General features: G+C 58.7%; 30 protein-coding genes. 2 read left to right on the top strand and 28 right to left on the bottom strand.

Going from position 1 to position 20015, the window contains the following annotated elements:
* Positions 1 to 147 precede the first annotated feature (147 nt).
* Positions 148 to 897 carry a hypothetical protein gene (locus ACQK2L_RS13210; RefSeq protein ID WP_425397487.1) on the top strand — a complete coding sequence of 250 codons (750 nt, stop codon included), beginning with the start codon at positions 148 to 150 and terminating at the stop codon, positions 895 to 897.
* Between the two features lie 10 nt (positions 898 to 907).
* Here the strand turns inward: ACQK2L_RS13210 and ACQK2L_RS13205 are convergent, their stop codons facing one another.
* From ACQK2L_RS13205 to ACQK2L_RS13115, 19 genes are all read right to left on the bottom strand, one after another.
* Positions 908 to 1249, bottom strand: a complete 342-nt coding sequence (locus ACQK2L_RS13205) for a hypothetical protein (protein ID WP_425397486.1) — start codon at positions 1247 to 1249, stop codon at positions 908 to 910.
* A 3-nt stretch (positions 1250 to 1252) separates the two neighbouring features.
* Positions 1253 to 2860, bottom strand: coding sequence for a hypothetical protein (locus tag ACQK2L_RS13200; protein ID WP_425397485.1), 1608 nt, complete (start codon positions 2858 to 2860; stop codon positions 1253 to 1255).
* Between the two features lies 1 nt (position 2861).
* On the bottom strand, positions 2862 to 3575 hold the full coding sequence (locus ACQK2L_RS13195; RefSeq protein WP_425397484.1) for a hypothetical protein: 714 nt from the start codon (positions 3573 to 3575) through the stop codon (positions 2862 to 2864).
* A 3-nt stretch (positions 3576 to 3578) separates the two neighbouring features.
* A complete protein-coding gene (locus ACQK2L_RS13190; RefSeq protein ID WP_425397483.1) occupies positions 3579 to 3830 on the bottom strand; it encodes a hypothetical protein in 252 nt (83 codons plus the stop codon).
* Positions 3831 to 3993: 163 nt separating this feature from the next.
* On the bottom strand, positions 3994 to 4335 hold the full coding sequence (locus ACQK2L_RS13185; RefSeq protein WP_425397482.1) for a hypothetical protein: 342 nt from the start codon (positions 4333 to 4335) through the stop codon (positions 3994 to 3996).
* Between the two features lie 99 nt (positions 4336 to 4434).
* Positions 4435 to 4623 (bottom strand): hypothetical protein, encoded by a 189-nt coding sequence (locus ACQK2L_RS13180; protein ID WP_425397481.1) that lies wholly within the window; start codon positions 4621 to 4623, stop codon positions 4435 to 4437.
* A 56-nt stretch (positions 4624 to 4679) separates the two neighbouring features.
* Positions 4680 to 5786 (bottom strand): hypothetical protein, encoded by a 1107-nt coding sequence (locus ACQK2L_RS13175; RefSeq protein ID WP_425397480.1) that lies wholly within the window; start codon positions 5784 to 5786, stop codon positions 4680 to 4682.
* 43 nt (positions 5787 to 5829) lie between these two features.
* A complete protein-coding gene (locus tag ACQK2L_RS13170) occupies positions 5830 to 6783 on the bottom strand; it encodes a S49 family peptidase (RefSeq protein ID WP_425397479.1) in 954 nt (317 codons plus the stop codon).
* Positions 6780 to 7379, bottom strand: a complete 600-nt coding sequence (locus ACQK2L_RS13165; RefSeq protein ID WP_425397478.1) for a hypothetical protein — start codon at positions 7377 to 7379, stop codon at positions 6780 to 6782. Before ACQK2L_RS13165 ends, ACQK2L_RS13170 begins: the two co-directional genes overlap by 4 nt.
* A gap of 1 nt (position 7380) precedes the next feature.
* The gene (locus ACQK2L_RS13160; protein ID WP_425397477.1) at positions 7381 to 7698 is read right to left on the bottom strand and encodes a hypothetical protein; all 318 of its coding nucleotides are present in this window, start codon (positions 7696 to 7698) and stop codon (positions 7381 to 7383) included.
* A gap of 3 nt (positions 7699 to 7701) precedes the next feature.
* Complete coding sequence (locus tag ACQK2L_RS13155) at positions 7702 to 7926, bottom strand: hypothetical protein (protein WP_425397476.1); 225 nt, start codon at positions 7924 to 7926, stop codon at positions 7702 to 7704.
* Positions 7926 to 8363, bottom strand: a complete 438-nt coding sequence (locus ACQK2L_RS13150; RefSeq protein WP_425397475.1) for a hypothetical protein — start codon at positions 8361 to 8363, stop codon at positions 7926 to 7928. Before ACQK2L_RS13150 ends, ACQK2L_RS13155 begins: the two co-directional genes overlap by 1 nt.
* A 527-nt stretch (positions 8364 to 8890) precedes the next feature.
* Positions 8891 to 9109: a hypothetical protein gene (locus ACQK2L_RS13145; RefSeq protein ID WP_425397474.1), complete on the bottom strand. Its 219-nt coding sequence runs from the start codon at positions 9107 to 9109 to the stop codon at positions 8891 to 8893.
* 122 nt (positions 9110 to 9231) lie between these two features.
* Complete coding sequence (locus ACQK2L_RS13140) at positions 9232 to 9810, bottom strand: hypothetical protein (RefSeq protein WP_425397473.1); 579 nt, start codon at positions 9808 to 9810, stop codon at positions 9232 to 9234.
* A 276-nt stretch (positions 9811 to 10086) separates the two neighbouring features.
* On the bottom strand, positions 10087 to 11262 hold the full coding sequence (locus tag ACQK2L_RS13135) for a tyrosine-type recombinase/integrase (RefSeq protein ID WP_425397472.1): 1176 nt from the start codon (positions 11260 to 11262) through the stop codon (positions 10087 to 10089).
* Between the two features lie 353 nt (positions 11263 to 11615).
* Positions 11616 to 12215 (bottom strand): hypothetical protein, encoded by a 600-nt coding sequence (locus ACQK2L_RS13130; protein WP_425397471.1) that lies wholly within the window; start codon positions 12213 to 12215, stop codon positions 11616 to 11618.
* Positions 12212 to 12445 carry a hypothetical protein gene (locus tag ACQK2L_RS13125; protein ID WP_425397470.1) on the bottom strand — a complete coding sequence of 78 codons (234 nt, stop codon included), beginning with the start codon at positions 12443 to 12445 and terminating at the stop codon, positions 12212 to 12214. Before ACQK2L_RS13125 ends, ACQK2L_RS13130 begins: the two co-directional genes overlap by 4 nt.
* 84 nt (positions 12446 to 12529) lie before the next feature.
* Positions 12530 to 12838 (bottom strand): hypothetical protein, encoded by a 309-nt coding sequence (locus ACQK2L_RS13120; RefSeq protein WP_425397469.1) that lies wholly within the window; start codon positions 12836 to 12838, stop codon positions 12530 to 12532.
* A complete protein-coding gene (locus ACQK2L_RS13115; RefSeq protein WP_425397468.1) occupies positions 12823 to 13101 on the bottom strand; it encodes a hypothetical protein in 279 nt (92 codons plus the stop codon). The genes ACQK2L_RS13120 and ACQK2L_RS13115 overlap by 16 nt, the downstream gene beginning before the upstream one ends.
* 411 nt (positions 13102 to 13512) lie before the next feature.
* Between ACQK2L_RS13115 and ACQK2L_RS13110 the strand changes: the two genes are divergently transcribed.
* Positions 13513 to 14097, top strand: a complete 585-nt coding sequence (locus ACQK2L_RS13110) for a hypothetical protein (protein WP_425397467.1) — start codon at positions 13513 to 13515, stop codon at positions 14095 to 14097.
* Between the two features lie 3 nt (positions 14098 to 14100).
* Here ACQK2L_RS13110 and ACQK2L_RS13105 read toward each other — a convergent pair whose 3' ends face one another.
* The 9 genes from ACQK2L_RS13105 to ACQK2L_RS13065 all read right to left on the bottom strand — a co-directional run bounded on the left by ACQK2L_RS13105 (position 14101) and on the right by ACQK2L_RS13065 (position 19976).
* Positions 14101 to 15156, bottom strand: a complete 1056-nt coding sequence (locus ACQK2L_RS13105; RefSeq protein WP_425397466.1) for a hypothetical protein — start codon at positions 15154 to 15156, stop codon at positions 14101 to 14103.
* Between the two features lie 23 nt (positions 15157 to 15179).
* The gene (locus ACQK2L_RS13100; RefSeq protein ID WP_425397465.1) at positions 15180 to 15452 is read right to left on the bottom strand and encodes a hypothetical protein; all 273 of its coding nucleotides are present in this window, start codon (positions 15450 to 15452) and stop codon (positions 15180 to 15182) included.
* Positions 15449 to 16087 (bottom strand): hypothetical protein, encoded by a 639-nt coding sequence (locus ACQK2L_RS13095; RefSeq protein WP_425397464.1) that lies wholly within the window; start codon positions 16085 to 16087, stop codon positions 15449 to 15451. Before ACQK2L_RS13095 ends, ACQK2L_RS13100 begins: the two co-directional genes overlap by 4 nt.
* A 262-nt stretch (positions 16088 to 16349) precedes the next feature.
* Positions 16350 to 16667 (bottom strand): hypothetical protein, encoded by a 318-nt coding sequence (locus tag ACQK2L_RS13090; protein ID WP_425397463.1) that lies wholly within the window; start codon positions 16665 to 16667, stop codon positions 16350 to 16352.
* 46 nt (positions 16668 to 16713) lie between these two features.
* Positions 16714 to 17106, bottom strand: coding sequence for a hypothetical protein (locus tag ACQK2L_RS13085; RefSeq protein ID WP_425397462.1), 393 nt, complete (start codon positions 17104 to 17106; stop codon positions 16714 to 16716).
* A gap of 24 nt (positions 17107 to 17130) precedes the next feature.
* On the bottom strand, positions 17131 to 17409 hold the full coding sequence (locus ACQK2L_RS13080; RefSeq protein WP_425397461.1) for a hypothetical protein: 279 nt from the start codon (positions 17407 to 17409) through the stop codon (positions 17131 to 17133).
* Entirely contained in the window at positions 17406 to 19130 is a 1725-nt protein-coding gene (locus ACQK2L_RS13075) for a hypothetical protein (protein ID WP_425397460.1), read from the bottom strand. The genes ACQK2L_RS13080 and ACQK2L_RS13075 overlap by 4 nt, the downstream gene beginning before the upstream one ends.
* A gap of 38 nt (positions 19131 to 19168) precedes the next feature.
* Complete coding sequence (locus ACQK2L_RS13070; protein ID WP_425397459.1) at positions 19169 to 19663, bottom strand: hypothetical protein; 495 nt, start codon at positions 19661 to 19663, stop codon at positions 19169 to 19171.
* Positions 19664 to 19769: 106 nt separating this feature from the next.
* On the bottom strand, positions 19770 to 19976 hold the full coding sequence (locus ACQK2L_RS13065) for a hypothetical protein (RefSeq protein ID WP_425397458.1): 207 nt from the start codon (positions 19974 to 19976) through the stop codon (positions 19770 to 19772).
* Positions 19977 to 20015 lie beyond the last annotated feature (39 nt).

Here is a 20015-nt window from a genome sequence, read left to right as displayed (position 1 = left end):
CCTCTTTGCCGCTCGCGGGTTGGCCGCGATCGACGGGTTTAGCATCTACAATCTTACCCGCCTCCCGCCGATTGACAACCCGATTCCCTGTCTCGCCGCTAGCACGTCTCCCGCTGTGGATCCCACCGCCACGGGCGCCGTGGTCTCATGCAGTCGATCGCCCCTCGCCGGCAGTACTGGTGGCACCTGGTCGACCAGACGCGTGTGACGTGGGATGATGGGTTTCTTGACGATGCGCTCCAAGATCGACAGCCCCGCACCGAATTCAGTGCGGGAGGGAAAAATCGATTCGTTCCCACTAAGGTCGAAACAATGAACCTCGAAACGATTGTGGCAATTGCGGCTGTGATTCAGGGCATCACTGCGGTGGTGATCTGTGTGGCAACTGTCGTCTACACTCGGCTCACGTCTCGCATGCTGGAAGCTGGGATCGAGCCAAAACTCGCTGCCAGCATGACCGGACCGCCAAATGACGTAGTCGTCGTGTTGACGAATGAATCCGGCTGCAAACTTGTAGATATTCAGTTCTCGATTTCGATTGGATTTTTGGAGGATGGAGAGCCGTATCATTTCAGGTCTTCCATCTTCTCCACCGCGGCGAAGATGCTTCGCCCGGGTGAATCGACGATGCCAGTCCAATTTGACTTGGATGCGGCGGAGAGAGAAGCTGCAGACGGTTTCCCAGACTCCGTAACGGTGGACTACGGCAGTACCACGGTTGAATATTCTTTTGTGCGCGAAGCTGATCATCGACGATTCTGTTACCAGCAAGATCCAACTATCATCATTTTCGAGCCCAGTGGGAAGCAGCAGTACATACTGCTGGATAATGCGAAGCAGATTCCAACAAACAAGTCCATCGTCTTACCAAGAAAGAAAAAAGCCCAAGCAGTCTGAGCATCGCTGGCTACGTCGGTGGTCGACGGTCCAACTCGGCCTCCAGCTCAGCAATCTGCCGATCGAAGGTCTGCACCGTGCGATCAACCAGGTTGCGACCCTCTTGCAGTTCGTCGGGGGACAACTCGCCGGCCGCATGGAGCGCGAGCTCGGGTAGCTGGCGAATCAGCTCGTAGAACTCGCCGCGGGTTCGGCACGCCATGACCTGGTCAGGAGTGATGTGCTCGTCGACCATGCCGTCGATCGCAAGGTCGATCAACTTCTCGGCTAGGTCGCTGATCGGCAGGTCGGTCCGCCAATCATTCTGGTACATTCCGGTGATCAGTTTGCGGATGTGTTGGTCGGTGGTCATGGGTTACTCCGGCATGCGTGAATCTGCACCCAAGACCATTCTTTGCAGTTCCTGCTGAAGTCGGCCGGCAGGCATGGGCATTTGATCGCCTTCGAATCTCTCCGTGGCACTGAACCCCGCCTTGCCCTTCTGAAGTTCGTTGGCTTCCTGTTGTAGTTCGATCAGCTTGCGGAGGTTCTCGTTTTGCTCCTGCAGCAGCGCGTCGGGCGACGCGCCCCGCCGCGATCGGAAATCGACGTTTGGTCCGTACCAATGCTGGTACGTGTCGAGCACGAAGTCGCCAGTGGCCATCAACCACTCCGGCACACCCTCCGTTCTACCGAGTCCGCGGTCGAGCGCCTGCTGACCTTCGGAGAGGTTCTCCCGAATGCCCTGAGGCCGAGCAGAGAGTTCCTTGACCGCTTCGCCGCGGCGTCGGTAGATCGCGGCGGCGATCTCGGGATCTTCGACGGCGTTGCGAATGGTCTGACCTGCAAGGTTGTTTTGCTGAGCAGCGTTGATCTCGCTCAGGCGTGTTCGAAACGCGTCGGTGTCGGAGAGTACGTCGTAAGCGCCAGCCGCTTCGACTGAGCCGAGATACTTGGTGAGGCCGGCTTTGCTGAGTTCCTGCTCTTTGACAAAGTTGATAACCCCCTCGAGGCCCTGCCCCTGAAGGTCATCCGCAACACCCTGACGAGCCAGCGCGCTGAGCAAGCGTCGCATGGCGTTGCCGGCTTCGGTACCGCTGCCAAGCGTCTGTGCGATACGAGAAACACCAGCATGTACATCTTCGTCGCTCAACCCGAATTTCTTCGCCAACGGGGCGACTGTTGAAACGCCCTCAGCAATCTGGGCGGGCGAAACGCCGGTGGCGGGTAGCGCACCGGCGATCGCCTTCGACACCAGCTCCCGACTGGTGCCAACGTCATCCCCACCAGCGAAACCCGCGCGGGTTAGAGCCGTCGATTTGGCAAGCGTCGCAGCATCATCGATCAGGGAGAGTTTTGAAAAGAATGCTCGATCTTTGAGAACGCCGCCGCTGTCGAGTTCGAACGTTAACCGCTGGGACGCCTCCTCGCTGGCAATGAAACCTTCAATAAAAGTCAGGTCGGACGAACGAAACAGTTGCTCTCGCTTCTTGGTGTCCGCACCAGCGAGTTGCACCAGTTTGGCTTTGGCGTTGACACCGGTCACTTGCTTCTGGGCCGAGGCTTCGACTTCAGCGCGATACTCTCGGACAAGTTCAACTGCCAGGCTCCAAGCACGATGCAGAGCCGCGACGCCGCCTGCCATCGCGCCCATTTTCGTGATCATCGCACTACCGAATGCGCCCTCGCTGGCGTTGCCCGCCTCCTGGAGCTTCCGTCTGTAATAGGCCGTGGCTCGCGCGGCCTGCTCTTGGCTGAGTGCCCCTTGCTTTAGCAGCTTGTTGGTTTCTTCGAGCTTGCGATTGTACCTGGCCTGGGCCCCTTCAGTCTGCTTAACGATGCGCTCCGCAGCGCGCGACATGGCGTCGGCCGCTTTGGCGTTGTCCTTGAAGGACTTCTCGCTCGTGTCCAGGGCCGTGTTCAAATCGCGAACGGCCTTCACCACGCCAGCACTTTTGCCGCGGAGTTCGAATTGTGCGCTCATGTTACTCTCCGGAGTCTTGTTGCGTCAGCCGCAAGAGTTGATCGTAGCGGCAGTGAATTTGTATGGCGGCAACAATCGAGTCGTCGGCAGCGAGCACACCCAGTATCGCGAGCTCTGGCAGGTCAACAACGTAGTTGGCCTGCAGCAGCGCCACGGCCGCGGTAAAGAGCTTCAGCTCATCCTCATCCGGATCGCCGGTTCCAAAGTCGGGTTCCACCACTGGGGCAGTCAAGTCCCAAAGCGATTGGTAGCAATCGAGTGTTCGACCTCGAACCGCGTTGCCATGCTCGTCGTAGTCGAGGTACGCCGGCAGCTTCGACTCGTACTCTCCAGTCTCTTCATTGAACTGGCGCACGATTGGAATTCGCCACGGCTGATCATCGGCCATGATGACTGGCACCGACTTCAGCCTGCCTTCGCGCGCCAGCGACTCGGGCGTCGGCTTCGCGTCGTTCCAATAGCCGATGTAGAGGGGCGGGCGACCGTCGCGGGCTGGCATTTCACGCCAGGTCTGCTTGTCCGGGAAGTAGCCGGCTTGGCGATTGCCGGACCGCGCTGAGTCGCAGAATACCACGCCCTTTTGGCCACCGGGACCGGCGACCGCTTCGCGATTCTCGATCGACGCGCCGAGAGCGTACTCGAGGCCCAACTCGGCGACGTCATCCTTGGTTACGACCTTACGGGTGTCGCCTGATTTGAAATACAGAAAGTTCATTATCTACTCCATTAGAAACACTGGATCTTCAATTGGCTCGTTGGCCGGCAGTCGGCGGCGAAGTTGATCCAACAGGTAACCCTCGATCGCGGTCCGACCATGCACCAGCCAGCGGCCACCCTCTTTCTTCTTCGCATCGCTGGGGGTGCATCGCAGCACCTCTTCGCGCACAAAGTGTTGCGACACGTCCAGCGCGTCGGCGAGCTGTGCCACCGTCAGCCAGGCCGATTCGCGTTGTCGTTTTTCGGTCGCCATGAGTCCTAACCACCACCACCCCGCGCTCCGTTACTTACTTACCCTGCGCGATCCAAGTGAATAAAAGTGCCGCGATTGCGGGCGAAGCCCACTGTGGGGCGGCCCCCAGGGGAAGAACCTAACCCTCCGGGGGGTGGGGGTGCCCCTAGGCCGTCGCCTGCCGCTACAGGGGCATGACCTGGACAGGTTCGTCGGTCCCACCCTCGAGCGCAACTCCAGCGACCACCGTGCCCGACGATGCCACCATGCCATTTGCAGCTTGGTACACCACGCCCTCGGTCACCTCGCCGCTGGCTTCAACTAGGTAGCTACTGCTCGCTGATCGCATTGCTACCCTGCCGTAAGGTGCACTTGTGTTCCAACCTTGTCCCGCGCCGATCACATCCTCGTCAGTCGCACCGGCCAGCACCGGCTCGCCACTCGATAGACGCACCAGTCGGTTCCGTGGCACCTTCGCAGACACGGGAAAGTGCCGGACCGATTCACTAATCAATTCTGCTCGCATGTCTCAAGTCCTTATTGAAAGTCGGAGGGGAAGCCGCGGGCGACGGGGGACGACCTGCACTAATAGGCTGGACCCCGCCGCCACACGGCAGCCCATGAACTACTCTGGCAGCGGTCGTCCCACCTTAAACATCGCCCTGGCCTCAGGGTACCGCTTCTTCATGCGGTACATTGCTTCTCGACGGCTGCAGCCCTCGTGTCGCATCAAGTCTCGCATCTCGGCCCGGACTTGCTCCTCGGTAACCTCGCTGCCACTCTTGCCGGTGGTTTGGCTGGCGTTCTTCGCCATAGTAAGTCTCCTAAAGTAAACACAGGTGATCCACCAACACGCGCTGGCGGCAGAATTCAGTCGGTCGGTTGCAGCATGTCGAGCTCCAGCCGCTTCGCATTCATCCAGGCATGCAACGGTGCACGCGCTTTGTCCAACAGCGCGGCCGTATCGGCCCGCAATCCTTCGAGCTGCTGCTCTTTGTTCGGCAGGTCGTCCTCGAGTTCATCAAGCCAAGCGTGCCACACCTTCGCCCGCAACGAACGGTCGCCGCGTGTGGTGCCGTGCGATTGATCAAGAGCTTCGGGGCATTTGTTCTCAACGAATTGCCAGACGATCACGTGACTCTGGTACGGCTCCGTCCATCGCCGAAGCGATAGATAGCTGGATCTATCGAGCCACTTTCGATGCTCGGCGATCGTGCGCTCGAGTTGGTCCGCTTCAGCCTGCGCAGCTGCGACTCCCAGGTCCTGTGTACGCTGTTCGACGATCTGTCGAAGGATGGGCGGAGCCAACGTGCACAACGTGGTGTGCAAGCTTTGCAGCCGAGCAACCTCGCTCGCCGCGAGAGATTGGCGCTTTCGCAGCTCGGCAAGTCGCCGAGTTAGCACGCGCAACTGAGCCTCGAGCGCTGGTTCTTCTACCGCTTCGACCTCCAGGTCCTGCAAATCGGCCCGGGTGTGGGTGAGCACCTCCGAAGCCTCTGCAAGCCGCTCCTGGGCAGCTTCCAACACAGCAGGCCAATGGCCGCCTAAGTCGTCCAGCATGCGCCTGGTGGCAAGGCGGCGTTCTAGCTGGCGCAGCAGGTCGTGGCGGGTGCGAATCGCTGGCGTACCGTCCGATTCTGTTGGGCCGGCAGAGCGAAGCAACGCCCACTCCTCCGGTCGCACAACCAGGTTGGCGATTGCAGCCTCGTCGTGTCGATCAGCCAGGTCGTCGATAACGCTTTCGAAAGCAGTGGCCATCAGCAGCATGTTGGCGCGTTCGTTGTCGAGAATCGCCGTGGCTTCGCTGGTCACCGGCGGCAAACGGCTGGGGCTCGCGGATCCCGCATCGCCACTGACGGCGGGAGGATCTGCGGCCGGAGCCGCCGCTGGCGTTTCTCGAGCCGAGTCGCTCGCGCTGGTGGTCGACGCCATCGACGTCGGGTCGAGCTGCTCTGCTGGTTTCTTGGTTTTGGGCATTTGGAATTCCTTTTCCGGTTGTTGGTGGGTCGGGTGGTTGGTGTCACTCGTCGAACGAGGTCATTGGCTCCATGGCAGCTGTCAGCTTGGGGTACTTGCGCCGCATGCGAGCCACCTGGCTCGAACGGAGGTCGGACGCGTATTGAAGTTCTCCGTCGGGCCATTCGCTCTGAGCCAACTCCATGAATTTGGAGTAGGCTTTCTCGCCGTAGAGATCTCCATAGGGGTCGGTTGACACGTTACTAATCGCCGTGCCGTGGTCGAGTTCGCCGAATACATCCTCGAGCAGCGCGACACGATCAACTACGCCACGACGTTTCGCCTCGGCCGCGTCAAACACACTAGCGTCCGACAGCTCGGCTACCTGTTTGTCGTTGAACCGGCCAGACTTCAGTAGGTCGAGTTGGAAGTCCCGCATGCAGCCGTCAACCAACTGCTGGTAATAATCAATGGCATCGTCAGAGACTGGCACACCTTCCGTGTTGACAATCTTTTTCGTTGAGGTCCCCAACGGGATGACCTTCAAGCCAAGCGATTCATAAAACTTGCTTGAGTCGACCAGGGTGGAGCGAACACCAACCGAGCCCAGCAGAGCACTGGGACACGCGATAAAGGTTGTCGACTGTGCGGCGAGCCAGAAAGCGGCCGAGCAACAGAGTCCAGTTGCCACCACGGTGATCGGCTTCGACTTTCGTACCCGCCGCATGATTTCACTTGTCTCGATAAGGCCATCAGCGTTGCCACCGGGTGAGTTAATGAGGATCAGCACAGACGAGAATCGATCATTGGCGGCGACGTGCAGCAGCCAAGACCGCAATCGTTCGCAGTAGTTGCCGTTGATCACACCGAACATCGATGCTCGGGCCACCTTGCCCAGCTCGGCTGTCGGCCCTTGCGAATCATCTGGCGCGGCGACCTTCGCCTCAGGGTCCCAAAGCAGGGCTTCGTGGCCGGACAAAATCGCCGCGAGCTTAAATTGTCGTGGTGGATGATTCATCGTCTCGGGTGCCTCCTGCACACTTCGCCAAAAACTTCCATCACATGATCCGCATCGTCGGCCGGCAGCAGGCCAAGTAAATGCTCGGCGGCTTCGGCACCGAGCGAGTTGTCGCGCAACCAAGTCAGCCGCTCGCGAGACACATTCCAATGCCGACCAGGCGTTAGTCGGCGCCCATCCCACTGCCAGCCGGTGGCCAACTGGCCCGACTCGAGGCGAGCGCCGTACTGACCCACGCGCGAAGTGGGCAGCACGAATGCAACATCCGCCATCGCTGCCAACTCGAGACCGCGGCCAAGCCCATCGAGCAACAGCACCGCGACCGGCAGCCGCTTGTGGTGTCGCACCTGGTCGACGGCCTGAACAGTCAGCTCCCAGCCGGTCGACGCCTGGGCCCGGCTATCGAACACAGCGAACACCGGTCGCGCGAAACTCTCCAGCAGCTCGGCCGCCTCGACCTGATTGTCGAAGTCCAGAGCTCCGGACAGGTGCAACACGTCGAGGGACGGGTGCCATTCGTGGAACACCTCGCCTGCAGCATCGATGTTGGCGGCGTCGCCAAGCCAAACGGCCGGTTTTGGTTTGAGGTCTACCACGCTATGTTCCCTCCCGTTCTCGTCGCCGGCGTGCGAGCCGCTCGCGTTCCTGCCGGTTCTTGGCGTCCTGCGCTACCCGGTCGGCAGCTACGTGCCGTTCCTCCATTGCGGCGACGACCAACGCGTCCCTCAATGCGCCTCGAGGTGGAAGCAAGCCCTCCCAACCGTCGAGCAGCTTCCGCACCAGCGGCTTGGGGAAGTGCTGGAGCAGCAGTTGCTCCGCGCCGCTCGGTCGCATGGCAGCAACGCGCTGCAGCACCTCGCCGGGTACCAACGGCTTCGCGTGCGGCTCGATCAGCTCCGGTTGTGGTTCGTCCATGGATCACCGCTCAAGTTCCTCCCAGATCCCCATCAGCGCAGCTTCTGCAGCACCGCGAACGGGTTCACCCTCAGGCCATGTGGCAATCAGCGTCGCGGCCACGCTGGGCAAGTGCTGCCTCAGCAGCCGCTCGGCCTCATCGCGATCCAATTCAGCAACGCACTTGGCGAGCCCCTTCTCAAAGTACGGCCGCGACAACTTCGCTATTTGTGGGTACAGTCTGGGCATCAGTGGCTCCCATTCGTCGCGTGGCCGTTTGTTTTTCGTTCGCGGTACAGCCTTGCCGCCAACAGGTTGACTCTCGCAGGTGGCAAACCGGCGGGAGCTGTCTGTGATGCTTCACGGTGGCACGATCGCCATACGTCGGCCGGGAACTGGTGTGAGTCACCGAGGATGGCGGCTAGCTCCGAGTCGCCATCGAGCTCGCGAATCAGCGATCGGCATTCGCTGCTCATGGTGCCCTTGGGTCCCGCGTTGTAGCCGGTGCGGAACTCTTGCCAACCTTCCTCGACCGCGACTCCGCGGCGAGCGTTGCAAATGCGGAAGTACAGCTTCGACGCCGGATCGTCCCAGCCGTTTCGATAGCGAGTCCAGAATTCGATCAGGTCCAACACGTGCTCGGCGGTCACACCACCCGCGCGGGCTTGATCGATCGCGGTCGCCACCTTCGCAACGCCGGCTCGAATCAGCCTGACTTCGACTTCCTCGCGCTCCCCCTCCCCCCAGTCCCCCGGAGGGGGAAGTTGGTTGTTAGTTGATTGGTTATTAGTTGAAAGGGCTCGGTCCTGGCTCGATTTTGGCTCGGTCGTGGCTCGACTCCGGCTCGAATCTGGCCCGGTCCTGGCTCGCCGCCGTCGTGGTGGCGGTCGGTAAGTCCCCCAATTGCAGATACTTACGATCTTTTCGCCCCGGCTCGGTTGTGGCTCGATTAAGGCTTGATTTTGAAGCCGAGCCGTCCCGCGCTCGCACCATGAGGCGGCTCGGCCTGTGAGCTTTGCGAGCCGCCTCTTGCCGGCGTACAATTCGCCAGGCTTCAACACCTCCCCGTTACGCCCTGGGCGCTCCTGGTAGGCCGCCAAATCGACCAGCAGGACCATCAAGCCATACAGCTCGAAGTCGTCACGCAGTTGGTCTAGCACGGCACGCGGCATGGTGATGAATCCTTTCCCCATCGCCCAATCCTTGTGGCAAATCAGGACTTGGCGGCCAGCTCGGCGCGGAGCTTCAATATGCGAATGATCTCGGAGCCCTCGTAGAACACTGATCCACCCGAGCGGATCGGCTCCATCTCGATACCGAGCTTCTTGAGCCGCCAACGGGTGACATGAGAAAGACCGAACCGGGTCAGCTCGGAACTGCGATAGAGCGAGTTGGGGTGGATCTCGCGCGGACCTTGCAGCGTGCGTGGCATGTCTCGCCTCTCGGGTGAACGTGATAGGTTTCAATCACGTTCCATCGTGCTAGTGAAGCACGGCTGGAACACCCGAAAGATACCGACGCGGTCCGTGACGAATGACGGACACTAAGAGAACGTCAGACTTTCTTTTGACGTATTTGGCTCTTGCTGAGTTCGATACTTCGATCAATGCCAGGGAACTCTCCAAGGTATAGCTGGTGCGAGATTCGCAGAGCGGCGGTCGCCTTCGAAGCCTTCATCGCGTCGCGGGCATCAACTATCAATCGCCACTCTTCATCGGTCGCGACTGCCGACGCCTTGCCACCCTTAGCCCGGCCTGAGTTGCTCCGAGCCTTCTGCTCTAAGTCGAATTGGGCGGGCACCAGCAGCCGCCCCCAGTTTAGGTGCTCCCGAGCATTCATTGCTAGATTGATGGCGGTTTTGACGTCAATGGTATCGATGTCGCGCTGCAGCACCCGAGCATACTCGTGAGCCGTCACCAAATGGACAATTGTCGCGGCAATAGCGCGGTCTCGAGGATCATCGGAGCCCACGCCGGATACATCGAACTCCATTCGCTCGCCTGACGCCAGGACCACCGCAGCGACCTGCCCAGATTTACGGTCATCAGCATCGACCATCCAGCCATAGAACCGATTCAGCATCCGCAGACTTTCGTCCAGCGTGTGCTGCAACAGATCACCTTCGGTTGCCATTGCAGGGCCTTCCTGTTCTCAGCCCGCGCCCCGCGGTCGCCGACAGGAAGGTGCGACGACCGCGAGTTGCGACGCAGGGAGCTACCCCGCTGGCTGGTTTCGTTAGCGTACACCCGAGAGGTCACCCAATCGCCGCCCGGATCGAAATTATTCGAATCGACAGAGACGCATTTTACAGCCGTTGAACGTGGCTGAAAGGTCGGTGCTACAAACCGACCGAACTGTCGATCCAGTGGTTGCGGGTTCGAGTCCCGTCCGCGTCGCTTTCAAACCCCTTCATTCGAAGGGGTTTTTTCGTGTCTGCTCGGCAACCTCTTCCGGATGGTCAGGTAAACGGTCAGGTTGGCCGGATTCCATGCTCCAGAGCTCCGCCGCGGTCCGCTGGGCATCGTCACCCACGTAGAACGCCATCGTGGTTTCGATTTTGGCGTGTCGCATCAGTTCCATCAGCACGGCCGGCATCACCTTGCGGCTCCAGCGGAACCCAAACGCCCGCCGCAGGTCGTGAGCCGACGCGAATTTTCCGCTCGCGCTGTCGACCACCACGCCGGCCAGCTTGCCGATCGACGATACGAACCGCCCTGTGGCGTGCCGATCCCGGGGCATATCGAACACGTGGCCGCTGCGGTCCTCTGGTGGCACCGTGTCGAGCAGCTTGGCGAATTCGGGAACCATCGGTAGCATTTGGTCCTTACCCGACTTCTGCGCCTCAGCAGGAATCCGCAGCAGCGGGTGGTTGCCGCTCCGATCGACCACGATGGCCCCGGGCGCATCATCCCACCGCAAGGCGAGAGCCTCACTCAGACGCAGTCCAGAGCACCACAGGCCCTTTAGGAAGAAACGGACGGTATCGGCGCCGCGCTTCATCTTGGGTTCGTCCTCCAGGGCCTTGGGCACTTTGAGCAGCATCTCGTTGAACTCTTGAAGGGTGATCGGGCGGCCCTTCATGCGCTTGGTGCCCTTCACGTGTTTGGGGATCTCAAAAGTCGGCACCCGCGAGAGCATGCCGCGCTTGTTGGCCCAGCGGGCCAGAACCTTCAGCGTGCGCAGGTGTCGCGAGATCGTCGCTTCTGATAGTCCCTTCTCGCGGCAGTCCTTCACAAACCGAACGACTCGATTCGTGGTCAGGTCCGCCATCCGTTGCGGCTTGGCGAGCGTCTCGAATTTGTTGAACGTCGCAAAGTAGGTTGTGGCTGTGCCGTCGCCGAGTTGGGCGAGCACGGTCTCTTTGTAGTGCTCCACCACTTCCGCCCAGGTGGCCTTGCTGGTGGGAACGTAGACTCCGCGCCGCAGTTCGTCCTGCCACACGCCGGCGGCTTTCTCAGCATCCTTGCGCTTGGTGCACTTGGTCGATCGGGTGACCTCTTTGCCGGTGTACGGGTCGAGGTAACGCATTTGGAAGATGTTGCGGCCGTTGGGCTTCACAACGTAGGTGGTGATGTTCTCGAGCATGGTTCTCTCCAGTGCCTTAGGTATCGGGTCCAATCGTTTGCGTCGATTCTGGGGAGGCTGGTGGCTGCCAGTTTGGCAAGCAACGTTGTTGCGCCCATTGCTGAAGCAAAGCGAGGTCAAAGAACACAGCGTCTCCGTCTCTAAAGTGCGGTGGTGGATTGTCGCTTTGTAGCCATCTGCGGTTGATCCAGTCGCGATTGACACCGAGCTGAGCGGCCACCTGCTCGATGTGTGCGATTGGCAGTTTGACAGGCCGAACTTTTTTCTTCCGAGCCGGTTTTGCGGTTTCCATTGCATCCTCCGTGACAGTTAAGCCCGCCGCCGCGCGAACGACGGCGGGCGGTGGGGTTCGATCAACTAAACAACGTCTCTTTGGCCTTCCGACCAGGGTTAGTGCCGACGTCCTTCGCGTCGTGCTTCCGTTGCCACACCTGGTAGGCTTCCGCTTCGTACGTATCCGGCTCGGCCGGCGGTATCAGCTTGGTGCTGACGTCGCGGAAGTGCTGCAGGTCCCGCCCCAGCTTCCGACCCCGACTGGTGTGGTGGTCGAAAGCGTAGTCGGGAAGCTCTGGCGCCGTGTCGTCCATCAGGACACGTTGCCCGATGGCCGCTTGGAAGTGGTCGCCTTCCCGGCACTTGGCACTGCGACAAAGCGTCAGAATCACGTTGCCCACCATGAGCCGCCACTTGCCAGGTTTGTCGGGTTCGTAGAACCGTCGCACCTGGGCGATCGTGGCCGCAGTGAAGATACAGGCTTCGCGGTTCGCTAGGCCGATGTCCTCATGGGCAATCAACTCGAGCCGATTGCAGAGCATGGTGAAGAACGCCTTGGACGAATGGCCGAGTTCGCACGCGCAGTGCATGGCCTCACGTTCTTCGCCACGCCGGATATGCTTCTGCATGGCCGACATGACTTCGAACGCGTCCAGGTTGTTGAGGGTCTTGGGTATCATCGACTGAATCCTCCGATCGGGAAAACGGTTTCGTTTTGCTCCTGGTCGGAAGTAGGTTGATACCGGCCACCCTTGCAAACTCGTGGGTTGCAGCCCGACTTGAGTTTGGTGGCGTAGAACCGGCGAGCGGCGAACTCGTCGGTAAAGGTCTTCGACGTGCGACGGCCGCGGCAATCGTATTCGATCACCACCGCCGGCTTGTCGATTCGGTTAGCTGGGAAACGGAACATATCGGTTATCCTTTGCCGGGTTTGCGGGCCCGGTTGTGAGGTATGAAAAGCCCAGGTTCGTGAATCACGAACCTGGGCGGGTGGTTACAGTTGCAGCAGACTCGCGGACACGACGGGGAACTCCCAGGCCGGTTGCTCTGGGTGTCGCCGTCGACGCAACATCACGCATTGCTCGGCGATCTCTTCGGGCGTTGGCAGGTACCGCTCCAGCTGACCTGGGGGCGACCTTAGCTCCTCGGGTGGCCGCTGGAACGGATGCGAGCCATCGCGGATGGCCCGGACGGTGGTATTGCTCACTCCCTCGGACCGTGCGATTGCTGACATCGATTGGCCCGAATCCGCGAGCAGCTTCTCGATGCGTAGAAACTCAGTGCGGGTTATCCTACGTTGCATAGGGCACCCCCTTTCTCGCTGCCTACAATCGGGTGCAGGTCGATGCCTTCGCCGAACTCGGTCGCGTAGTAGGCTTGCAGCGTTCGCCGCATTGCCAGAAACGTCGGACGGTCGATGTGGCACCCGCTGCGAAGCTTCAGCAGGAATCGCTCCGGTGAAACGATCGGTGTGCCCCTCTTGCCGCTGACCTCAATCCAGCGTCGACGCAACCAGGGAATGAGAGCGTGGACGTCGCGACAATCGGGAATGGTAGTGGTCGCCATCGATGGCTTCCTTTCTCGCCCTGCCAGAGTGGCGAGGGCAAAAGAAAGCGCGACCATGCGATGGCGTTGTCAGGCGGAAATTGACACCGCCCGGAGTCCTTACGGATCCTCCACACCAGCGCATGGCCGCGCTCTGATTTCAATTTGGAGTTTGACATTTTCAATTTTCCTCGGTGCCGTCCGCGGGTTGGCCGCGGTCGACGGGTTTGACGCCCCTATTTTCCCGCCCCCAACTGGGGGAGGCAACCCCGGTTTTTTCTCGCGATTTGGGGGCCCGGCGGGCGATTGGGTGAGGAGGGCCGAGGAATTGGCTGGGTGGGCGGCGTTGGGCGGATTCCTGTTCGCCTTGGCTGTAACGCACAAACTTCAGATAATGGCCACGCCGGTCACTCAACGCAGGAGACAAACGAGATGTATGAAGAGTTGGACGCCAAGGTTGAACAATGCCAAAAGGAATACGACGCTCTGCTGGAATCGCTGAATCCGGTTCGCTCAAGATTGATCGATAAAGTAGCTGCTCGTTTGGAGCGTTGGTACTGGGATGAGGCCGAACGCTTCGTAAAAAAACATTCGAACATTACGCTTGAACTTAGCAAGCAACAACTGAGCGTACTTAAAGAGAGAGTGAGGGAATTGCAGTCGCAGGCTCGGGAAATCGCCGAGAAACATATACGTGAACTCGCAGCATGGGAGCGGCCTGTAGATCATCAATACGTTAACTACTCCGCACGCCAATTGGATGCAGTCATGGGGCGTATGGGCAAGATGCTCATCTTGCCACTTGAGGCCTACGGCTACTGCGATACCAACGGCGATGGAGAAGCTGGTGACCGAATCGGAAATCCAATGACAAAAGACCTAGAGAACATCTGGAACGAAGTTCACCCTATCCGCAGGGAGATCTGGAATGCCCATTGCATGCTCGACATGGCAAAGAAAAGTCGTGCGGCTACCGAAGCTCAAGACAATGCAAAGCAACGATGGGACGAAGCCTAGCAGTTACTTTAGCAGCCCTGAAATCTGTGCGTCATTGAGAATCTGAGCAATGAATTTGTCCACGATCTTTTGACGATCGGGAAAGCTCTCGTCAACAAGGATGTCGGACACACACCGGCAGACCTCCTTAACCAAGTCGCCTCGAACTGACTCCTTGGACTCGTCGGGAAGTTCTGATTGCTCAAGCACGCTAGAAATCGCGTTCTCCAATTGCCCATCTGACTTTAGCGTTGTAATTAATCGTCCCTGGATGGGATTAATCAGCTTGGCGTCTTTACCTACCTCCGAGGCTCGTTGTTCAAACTTCTTGCGGCGTGGCACTAGTTTTGTTTTCCGGATATAGCTGAAGATCTCTTCCGGCGACTTCTCAGCCAACTGGTCCTTGGATCGAAGTTCGTCCATGCCTTCCTTGATCTTCTCGTCTGGAATGGATGCAAGCGTACGATCTAATTGAGCCTTCACGAATCGGTGCAGCGGATTGTCGGTGTAGTGCTGATTCCATTCAGGAGTACCCACTCGACCATAGACTTGGGCAACGAGCCATCCCAGCTTTGCCTGAAATGTATCCTTGATCTGAGCAATCTTCGCCCTAAGAAGAAGGTCGTAATGCTGAGCCCTCAGTGCAACTGATAAAGCTAGTACGACACAGCATGGGCGATGGATGCCAAGAGTTTGATCTTCGTGGAGGTAGAAGTATCCTGGTTCATTGTTGTCAATAACATGCTCCAAGAATCTCAGAAGTTCCTCGCGCTGCTTAACCCCGACTACTTTTGTCTCCTTCTGCCAGTCGGACTGTTTCTTTGCGGCCTCACGAATAAGAGTCTCTTCGAGTGTTCTTGCTGCAGCGATGGTAAGATACGCTGCTTTGCAGGGCTTCCCGTCTCGACGAACTAGGTCGCACGTTTGAGTGAGCACCGAGAAGAACTTGTAATCGTCGTGGTCTGCGTAGTGTCGGTGAAACTTGCGCAGCAGGTCCGTAAGTTCGTCCGTTCGCTTAAGGACATCCCCCTGGAAAAGTTGGGCCGCATCAGGGTCATCGTAGACGTAATGCGTTGCCATGCCGATTTGCCAATGGAATCCTTCTACCGTCCAAGCGCTCTTCGGATATCGTCGTTTAGCTTTAACGCACGGCTGTTTTGCAAAATCTGGTCTGTATCCAGAATTACGCTTACTTGTTTGGGGGGGGACTCTACACCAATTCGAAAAACAAAACGTTGATGTTCTGAAGTCTCGCCTGCGGTAGTAGCAGCTTCTGTAATGGCAGACTGGGGCGATTCGGTCTCAATGACTCGACTCGCTTCGGGGGTGTTCGCAATTGACAGTTGCTCTTCGATTGGCTCTGAGTCGTAGATCATTCGTCACTTTCCTCCAAGATGAGGCCATAGTAGTTTTTCAGCAGCAACAATGCTTTGTCCTCAAGGTTGGCGACTCGATCATCGGCTACTGCGCCGAGTGCAATATCATGATCGTTGTCTACAGCTGTGTGGAAGTTGCAGGATACGGTGAGTTCTTCGCCGCCATAGGTCAGTGTAAAATTCAGCGTGTCGTCATCTTCGTCGGAAAGACGCCGGACGATCTTCCTCTCTTCTGTTGTCCAGCCTGCCTCACCTAACGGTGCGTCGTCGCCGAAAGAAAAAAGTTCTACGAGATTTTCAGATGGCGAATTCTCGACAAACTCGTAGTTGACGCCAATTGCTTTCACTGGCGTCTCAGGTAACAACCTGAGTATTTCGTGCGCCGTTTTGCCGACACCTTGCAATGCATGTTCCGAATCCAGTCGCCTGGACCGACAGATGATGCGACTGTTGGAGATCTCGATTGAAACACTGGTGTCGCGGTAAATTATTGGCAGAACTGGCAAAAGCGCGACAACTGTTTCAACAGAGCTTCCAGATCCGAATAGATTGGATCCCACCCATTCAGGCGTGAATATCATCCGGTTCCAGTATCCCAGAAGGACAATGCTCCAGCCTTCTGCCTTCTTGATCATGGTGTGTCCATCCTAGCCACGTTAGCCTAACCCCCCAATTTTATCATCGGCTTCCCATCGTGGGAAATGAAATTGTAAAACCGCTTTGTTTGGCTTTCTACCCCAATGGGGCCCCACCGCGGTTGCTGCCTGACCGGTGAGGCTATGTTTACCGAGTTGTCAAACAGCTACCTTTGCCCGCCAAACACCCCACCAGGGGGGATGACGAATCGACACCCTGAATCAGCCCACTCTATTTTTCTAGGGCTTTTCGTATCGTGATTCACGAACCTGAATACTCGCCTTCCTCCGACACCGCACCCAGCGCCAACGCTTGGCCAATGTCCACCTGAGGATTGGGCTGAACCACGCGCGACTGCTGCTCGCGGTCGCCCCAGCTGTCCCGTATTGCCTCTTGGGTCGCCTCGCGGTGCTCCGACGGCGGCAACCAGGTGCACTGGCCGAGCACGGTACGTCGGACTTGGCCATCGTCCAGGGAGCGGTACCACACTTCGCGGCCGCGGATCTTCATGACGATGCCGTGGTCGGTTTCAACAGCGACCTCGTCGCCGGGCTGGAGTTCGGAGGGGATGGGATTCATTGAAACTCCGTCGACAGCACCTGCGAACGGACTGGGCTCTTCGGGCTCACGACTCGTTCGGCCAGCTTCCAAACGGTGGCGGGCCAAGTTTGGTCCCGGTCCCGGTCAGGATTCTCTTCTCTTCGCTCACGTCGAGCCTGACGTCGCCATCGACACTCACGGCAACGGCCCCGGTTTCGTCGTCGGTCTGCAGTGCGTAGTAGCCGACAGGTAGCTCGAACGTGGCAGCGTCAATTCCCTCGCAGCTTAGTTGAGGGAACCTGGTGGAGTGTCGGCGCCAGCCAAACGGGTGATACCGCATTAGGGTGTACAACCCCGTCGAACTGCCTGCGTCCGACAACGCGATATGAACATTGACAAGGGCGCCTGTATCGCTGCGGGCTTCAAAAACCTCGGTCAGGCCGGGTCCGGTAAATGCAGTTTCGAGATATTCACTCATGGTTTGCCCTCTTGGTTGCTTGGGTTATTCGTACTCCGGGGGCTCGCTGCCTTCACGCCACCAGTCGCCTTCGTCTTGCCCACAGTACATTTCGAGCCAATCGCACCAGGCGGCCTCGGTAGCGGCGACCCGCTCGATCGCCGCCACGACGGACTGGCGGGTGTTCGACAGCGACGCCTGCATCCGCTCCAGCTGTTCGGCTACCAGTGCCAGACCGGCGAGTTCGGACTCGAGGCGCTCATTGAGCCGCTTGTAATCGGCGATCGCTTCAAGCAGGTTGGACTTGAGTTCGTCGGGTGTCATGCCAGCAATAGTCCCTCTTGACGATTGATGGCCTTCTCGATGTTTTCGAGTAGCTTTTTGTTTTCCTGTTGGACCTTGTCCAGCTTATCGACCACTTCGTTTTTGCCACCTCGCCCTTGAGCAGCTGCTGCCGCCGCGCTGAAGGTGCTGAAGATCTCATTCTTGGCGGATTGCAGATTAGCAGCCGCCGGGTTACCTCCTTCCATGAAACTATTGACTTGAGCGGCGGCCTTGCCTCCAACCTTACCGCCGACAAGCAGGTCATCGGGTACCCACGCTTTAGATGTTGCCGCGAACTCCTTTTGGTGCTCGGCCCATTTTTTGTTGATCTCTGTGCCGATGTCGTCGACTTCCTTTGCCAGCCTTCTTTCCAATGGCCCCAATTCCCGCTCGGCGATCTCCGGTAGCTTTTTGATTGAGCTTTCGAAACCTTCTGTCAGGTTGGTCCACTCGAATGTCCATCCCTCGCCGCTGAACAACCCCTGGATGGACTTCCAGAGATTCTGGAGATTCTTCCAGATGTTGCTGGCCACGGTGCCAACCCAATCGCCGATCGTCTTCCAAATGTCGTACCAGTTCTCCCAGAGCCAGCTGAGCACCGATGGTATCACTTCGCCGAAGAAGTACTTGACTTGGTTGGCAAATCGCACGACACCCAGTTCCACGCCAACTATCGTGCGCGTGAGTAGTAACTTCCAGTTCTTGAACGAGAACGAGATCACCGATAGACCGCCAATGATGGACTCTTGCAACCACTGCATGAAACCACCAGTGCTGCCGGTGATGTTAGTCCAGACTGAATTGACGATGTTGCCGATGCTGGTGAACACCTCTTTGGTGATGTCCCAGATACCCATGAACACGTCGGTGATAGTTGTGAGGTAGGCACCGACCACTGGAGCTGTGGCCTGGTAGACCGTGTTCCACGTGCTCGTGACGACACTACCCGCCGACCTGATGTATGTGATGACGGTCGTGGCAAACTGCTGAATCTTCGGAATCACTGCTTCGATCACCGGGGCGAACGCGCCGCCAATTTCGAATACAATCATTTTGATTTGGCTGACGACTGTAGAGAATGCTTCCTGCAATCTCGCGGCGCCGGCAGCGGCGTCGCCACTCATCACCAGGCCAAGGTCTTTGGCTTCGCTAGTCAGGGCGGCGATACCAGCGGATCCCTGCGACAACAAACCCAACAATTCGCGCGAGTCGCCACCCATAAGTTCATCGAACGCGAACAGTTGGTCGGACTTGTTAGGCAGTGCGTTCACCGCGTCGGCAATCTTACCAAGCGCAGCTTCGGGGGCGAGTTTCTGCAGCTCCTTAGCTGAGAGGCCAAGCCGCTCGAGTTGCTCGGCAGCCGAGCCGCTACCGGTCGCAGACGCTTCGCCGAGCCGTTGCGTCAATTCGGCTAAGCCTTCGTGCAACCGGTCAACGGGTGTGCCGGTTTTTTTTGCAGCGTGTTCAAGCGCGCTGAGGCTCTCGACCGAGGTGCCGATCCGAGTGGCCATGCGGTGAACTTCCGAGCCCATGGCAGTGAACTGCTTGACCGCAACAGCGACACCACCAGCAGCGGCCGCCGCCATCGCAGCCCCGGCGGCTGCAGCCACCTTGGCGAACTTTGCCAAGCGGGCTCCAGCAGCCTTCAACCCCTTCAAGAACTTCATGTCGCGCAGCATCAGTTCGACGTATGCGGCGCCGGCTTTGATGTCGCCTCCCATGGTGGGCTAAGCTCCCGAAGTTGCAATTGGATGTTGATTTACTCTGCGGCCGTTGGCTGCTGTGTAGCGGCCACGTTCTTCATGGCAGCGTCGACCTGGTCATCGATTCGTTGTTTCAACTCAGCAACCAGGTCGGGATCGTTCAGCTTCTCGGTTGCTTTGGCGAGCGCTTCGTCCTCGAGCGCGTGTTGCTTCTGGACAGCCCGGACCAGCTCTTTTTGTCGCTTGGGAACGAATGCAACGATGGCCTCGCAGAGAGCGGCGGTGGCTTCGTCGATCACTCCGCCCAACACGCCCAAGTAGAAGTCCTGCTCGCTGATGCCACGCTCTTTGCGTTGTGCCTCAGTGAGAACGTAGAGAACTCGACACAACAACACGGCATCGGCTCGCAATCTGTCGAAAGTGTTGTCGGAGCGCTGGCCGAAGTCGCCCGACAAGAACGCGGGGTCGCACTGCTCGCGGACTTTCATCGCGGAGATCGGGGTGACGGCGAGGTTCCACTCGTTGCCGTTGAGATCTTTGAAAGTGGCCATGTGTTAGGCTCCGGTAGTTTGGTGGTGGTGTAAACGCCCGCACCGCCGCGACTCAGCAACAATAACGACGGCACGGGCTCGGCAGCGCAGCGATGGAGGAACCGCGCTACGCAGGTGGATCGATTTGGTCGGCGGCGCGACGCAGCACGGCCGCGGCGATGCTGTTGACTTGATCGGCTGGCGGCGCAGAACTGGTGCTTAACGTGGCGAGTTCGTCATCGGTCAGGCGGGGCAGCAGCCAGTTTGCAATGTCGCGTGAGTTGATCGCTTCGGCCGATTGCAGCACGTTTCGTGCGATCTGATTGTCGGACATGATCTTGCTCCGGTGTTTGGTGAAAGGTGCCCGCGCCTG

This window comes from Aeoliella sp. (assembly GCF_965227375.1).
Classification (GTDB): domain Bacteria; phylum Planctomycetota; class Planctomycetia; order Pirellulales; family Lacipirellulaceae; genus Aeoliella.
The sequence above is the reverse complement of the archived record's forward strand: the minus strand, read 5'-3'. Positions and strand labels throughout refer to the sequence as shown.

Excerpts from the sequence above, each read along its gene's own strand:
- ACQK2L_RS13210 (WP_425397487.1), top strand. The coding sequence starts at position 148 with ATGCAGTCGATCGCCCCTCGCCGGCAGTACTGGTGGCACCTGGTCGAC.
- ACQK2L_RS13205 (WP_425397486.1), bottom strand. The coding sequence starts at position 1,249 with ATGACCACCGACCAACACATCCGCAAACTGATCACCGGAATGTACCAG.
- ACQK2L_RS13200 (WP_425397485.1), bottom strand. The coding sequence starts at position 2,860 with ATGAGCGCACAATTCGAACTCCGCGGCAAAAGTGCTGGCGTGGTGAAG.
- ACQK2L_RS13195 (WP_425397484.1), bottom strand. The coding sequence starts at position 3,575 with ATGAACTTTCTGTATTTCAAATCAGGCGACACCCGTAAGGTCGTAACC.
- ACQK2L_RS13190 (WP_425397483.1), bottom strand. The coding sequence starts at position 3,830 with ATGGCGACCGAAAAACGACAACGCGAATCGGCCTGGCTGACGGTGGCA.
- ACQK2L_RS13185 (WP_425397482.1), bottom strand. The coding sequence starts at position 4,335 with ATGCGAGCAGAATTGATTAGTGAATCGGTCCGGCACTTTCCCGTGTCT.
- ACQK2L_RS13180 (WP_425397481.1), bottom strand. The coding sequence starts at position 4,623 with ATGGCGAAGAACGCCAGCCAAACCACCGGCAAGAGTGGCAGCGAGGTT.
- ACQK2L_RS13175 (WP_425397480.1), bottom strand. The coding sequence starts at position 5,786 with ATGCCCAAAACCAAGAAACCAGCAGAGCAGCTCGACCCGACGTCGATG.
- ACQK2L_RS13170 (WP_425397479.1), bottom strand. The coding sequence starts at position 6,783 with ATGAATCATCCACCACGACAATTTAAGCTCGCGGCGATTTTGTCCGGC.
- ACQK2L_RS13160 (WP_425397477.1), bottom strand. The coding sequence starts at position 7,698 with ATGGACGAACCACAACCGGAGCTGATCGAGCCGCACGCGAAGCCGTTG.
- ACQK2L_RS13155 (WP_425397476.1), bottom strand. The coding sequence starts at position 7,926 with ATGCCCAGACTGTACCCACAAATAGCGAAGTTGTCGCGGCCGTACTTT.
- ACQK2L_RS13145 (WP_425397474.1), bottom strand. The coding sequence starts at position 9,109 with ATGCCACGCACGCTGCAAGGTCCGCGCGAGATCCACCCCAACTCGCTC.
- ACQK2L_RS13140 (WP_425397473.1), bottom strand. The coding sequence starts at position 9,810 with ATGGCAACCGAAGGTGATCTGTTGCAGCACACGCTGGACGAAAGTCTG.
- ACQK2L_RS13135 (WP_425397472.1), bottom strand. The coding sequence starts at position 11,262 with ATGCTCGAGAACATCACCACCTACGTTGTGAAGCCCAACGGCCGCAAC.
- ACQK2L_RS13130 (WP_425397471.1), bottom strand. The coding sequence starts at position 12,215 with ATGATACCCAAGACCCTCAACAACCTGGACGCGTTCGAAGTCATGTCG.
- ACQK2L_RS13125 (WP_425397470.1), bottom strand. The coding sequence starts at position 12,445 with ATGTTCCGTTTCCCAGCTAACCGAATCGACAAGCCGGCGGTGGTGATC.
- ACQK2L_RS13120 (WP_425397469.1), bottom strand. The coding sequence starts at position 12,838 with ATGCAACGTAGGATAACCCGCACTGAGTTTCTACGCATCGAGAAGCTG.
- ACQK2L_RS13115 (WP_425397468.1), bottom strand. The coding sequence starts at position 13,101 with ATGGCGACCACTACCATTCCCGATTGTCGCGACGTCCACGCTCTCATT.
- ACQK2L_RS13110 (WP_425397467.1), top strand. The coding sequence starts at position 13,513 with ATGTATGAAGAGTTGGACGCCAAGGTTGAACAATGCCAAAAGGAATAC.
- ACQK2L_RS13105 (WP_425397466.1), bottom strand. The coding sequence starts at position 15,156 with ATGGCAACGCATTACGTCTACGATGACCCTGATGCGGCCCAACTTTTC.
- ACQK2L_RS13100 (WP_425397465.1), bottom strand. The coding sequence starts at position 15,452 with ATGATCTACGACTCAGAGCCAATCGAAGAGCAACTGTCAATTGCGAAC.
- ACQK2L_RS13095 (WP_425397464.1), bottom strand. The coding sequence starts at position 16,087 with ATGATCAAGAAGGCAGAAGGCTGGAGCATTGTCCTTCTGGGATACTGG.
- ACQK2L_RS13090 (WP_425397463.1), bottom strand. The coding sequence starts at position 16,667 with ATGAATCCCATCCCCTCCGAACTCCAGCCCGGCGACGAGGTCGCTGTT.
- ACQK2L_RS13085 (WP_425397462.1), bottom strand. The coding sequence starts at position 17,106 with ATGAGTGAATATCTCGAAACTGCATTTACCGGACCCGGCCTGACCGAG.
- ACQK2L_RS13080 (WP_425397461.1), bottom strand. The coding sequence starts at position 17,409 with ATGACACCCGACGAACTCAAGTCCAACCTGCTTGAAGCGATCGCCGAT.
- ACQK2L_RS13075 (WP_425397460.1), bottom strand. The coding sequence starts at position 19,130 with ATGGGAGGCGACATCAAAGCCGGCGCCGCATACGTCGAACTGATGCTG.
- ACQK2L_RS13070 (WP_425397459.1), bottom strand. The coding sequence starts at position 19,663 with ATGGCCACTTTCAAAGATCTCAACGGCAACGAGTGGAACCTCGCCGTC.
- ACQK2L_RS13065 (WP_425397458.1), bottom strand. The coding sequence starts at position 19,976 with ATGTCCGACAATCAGATCGCACGAAACGTGCTGCAATCGGCCGAAGCG.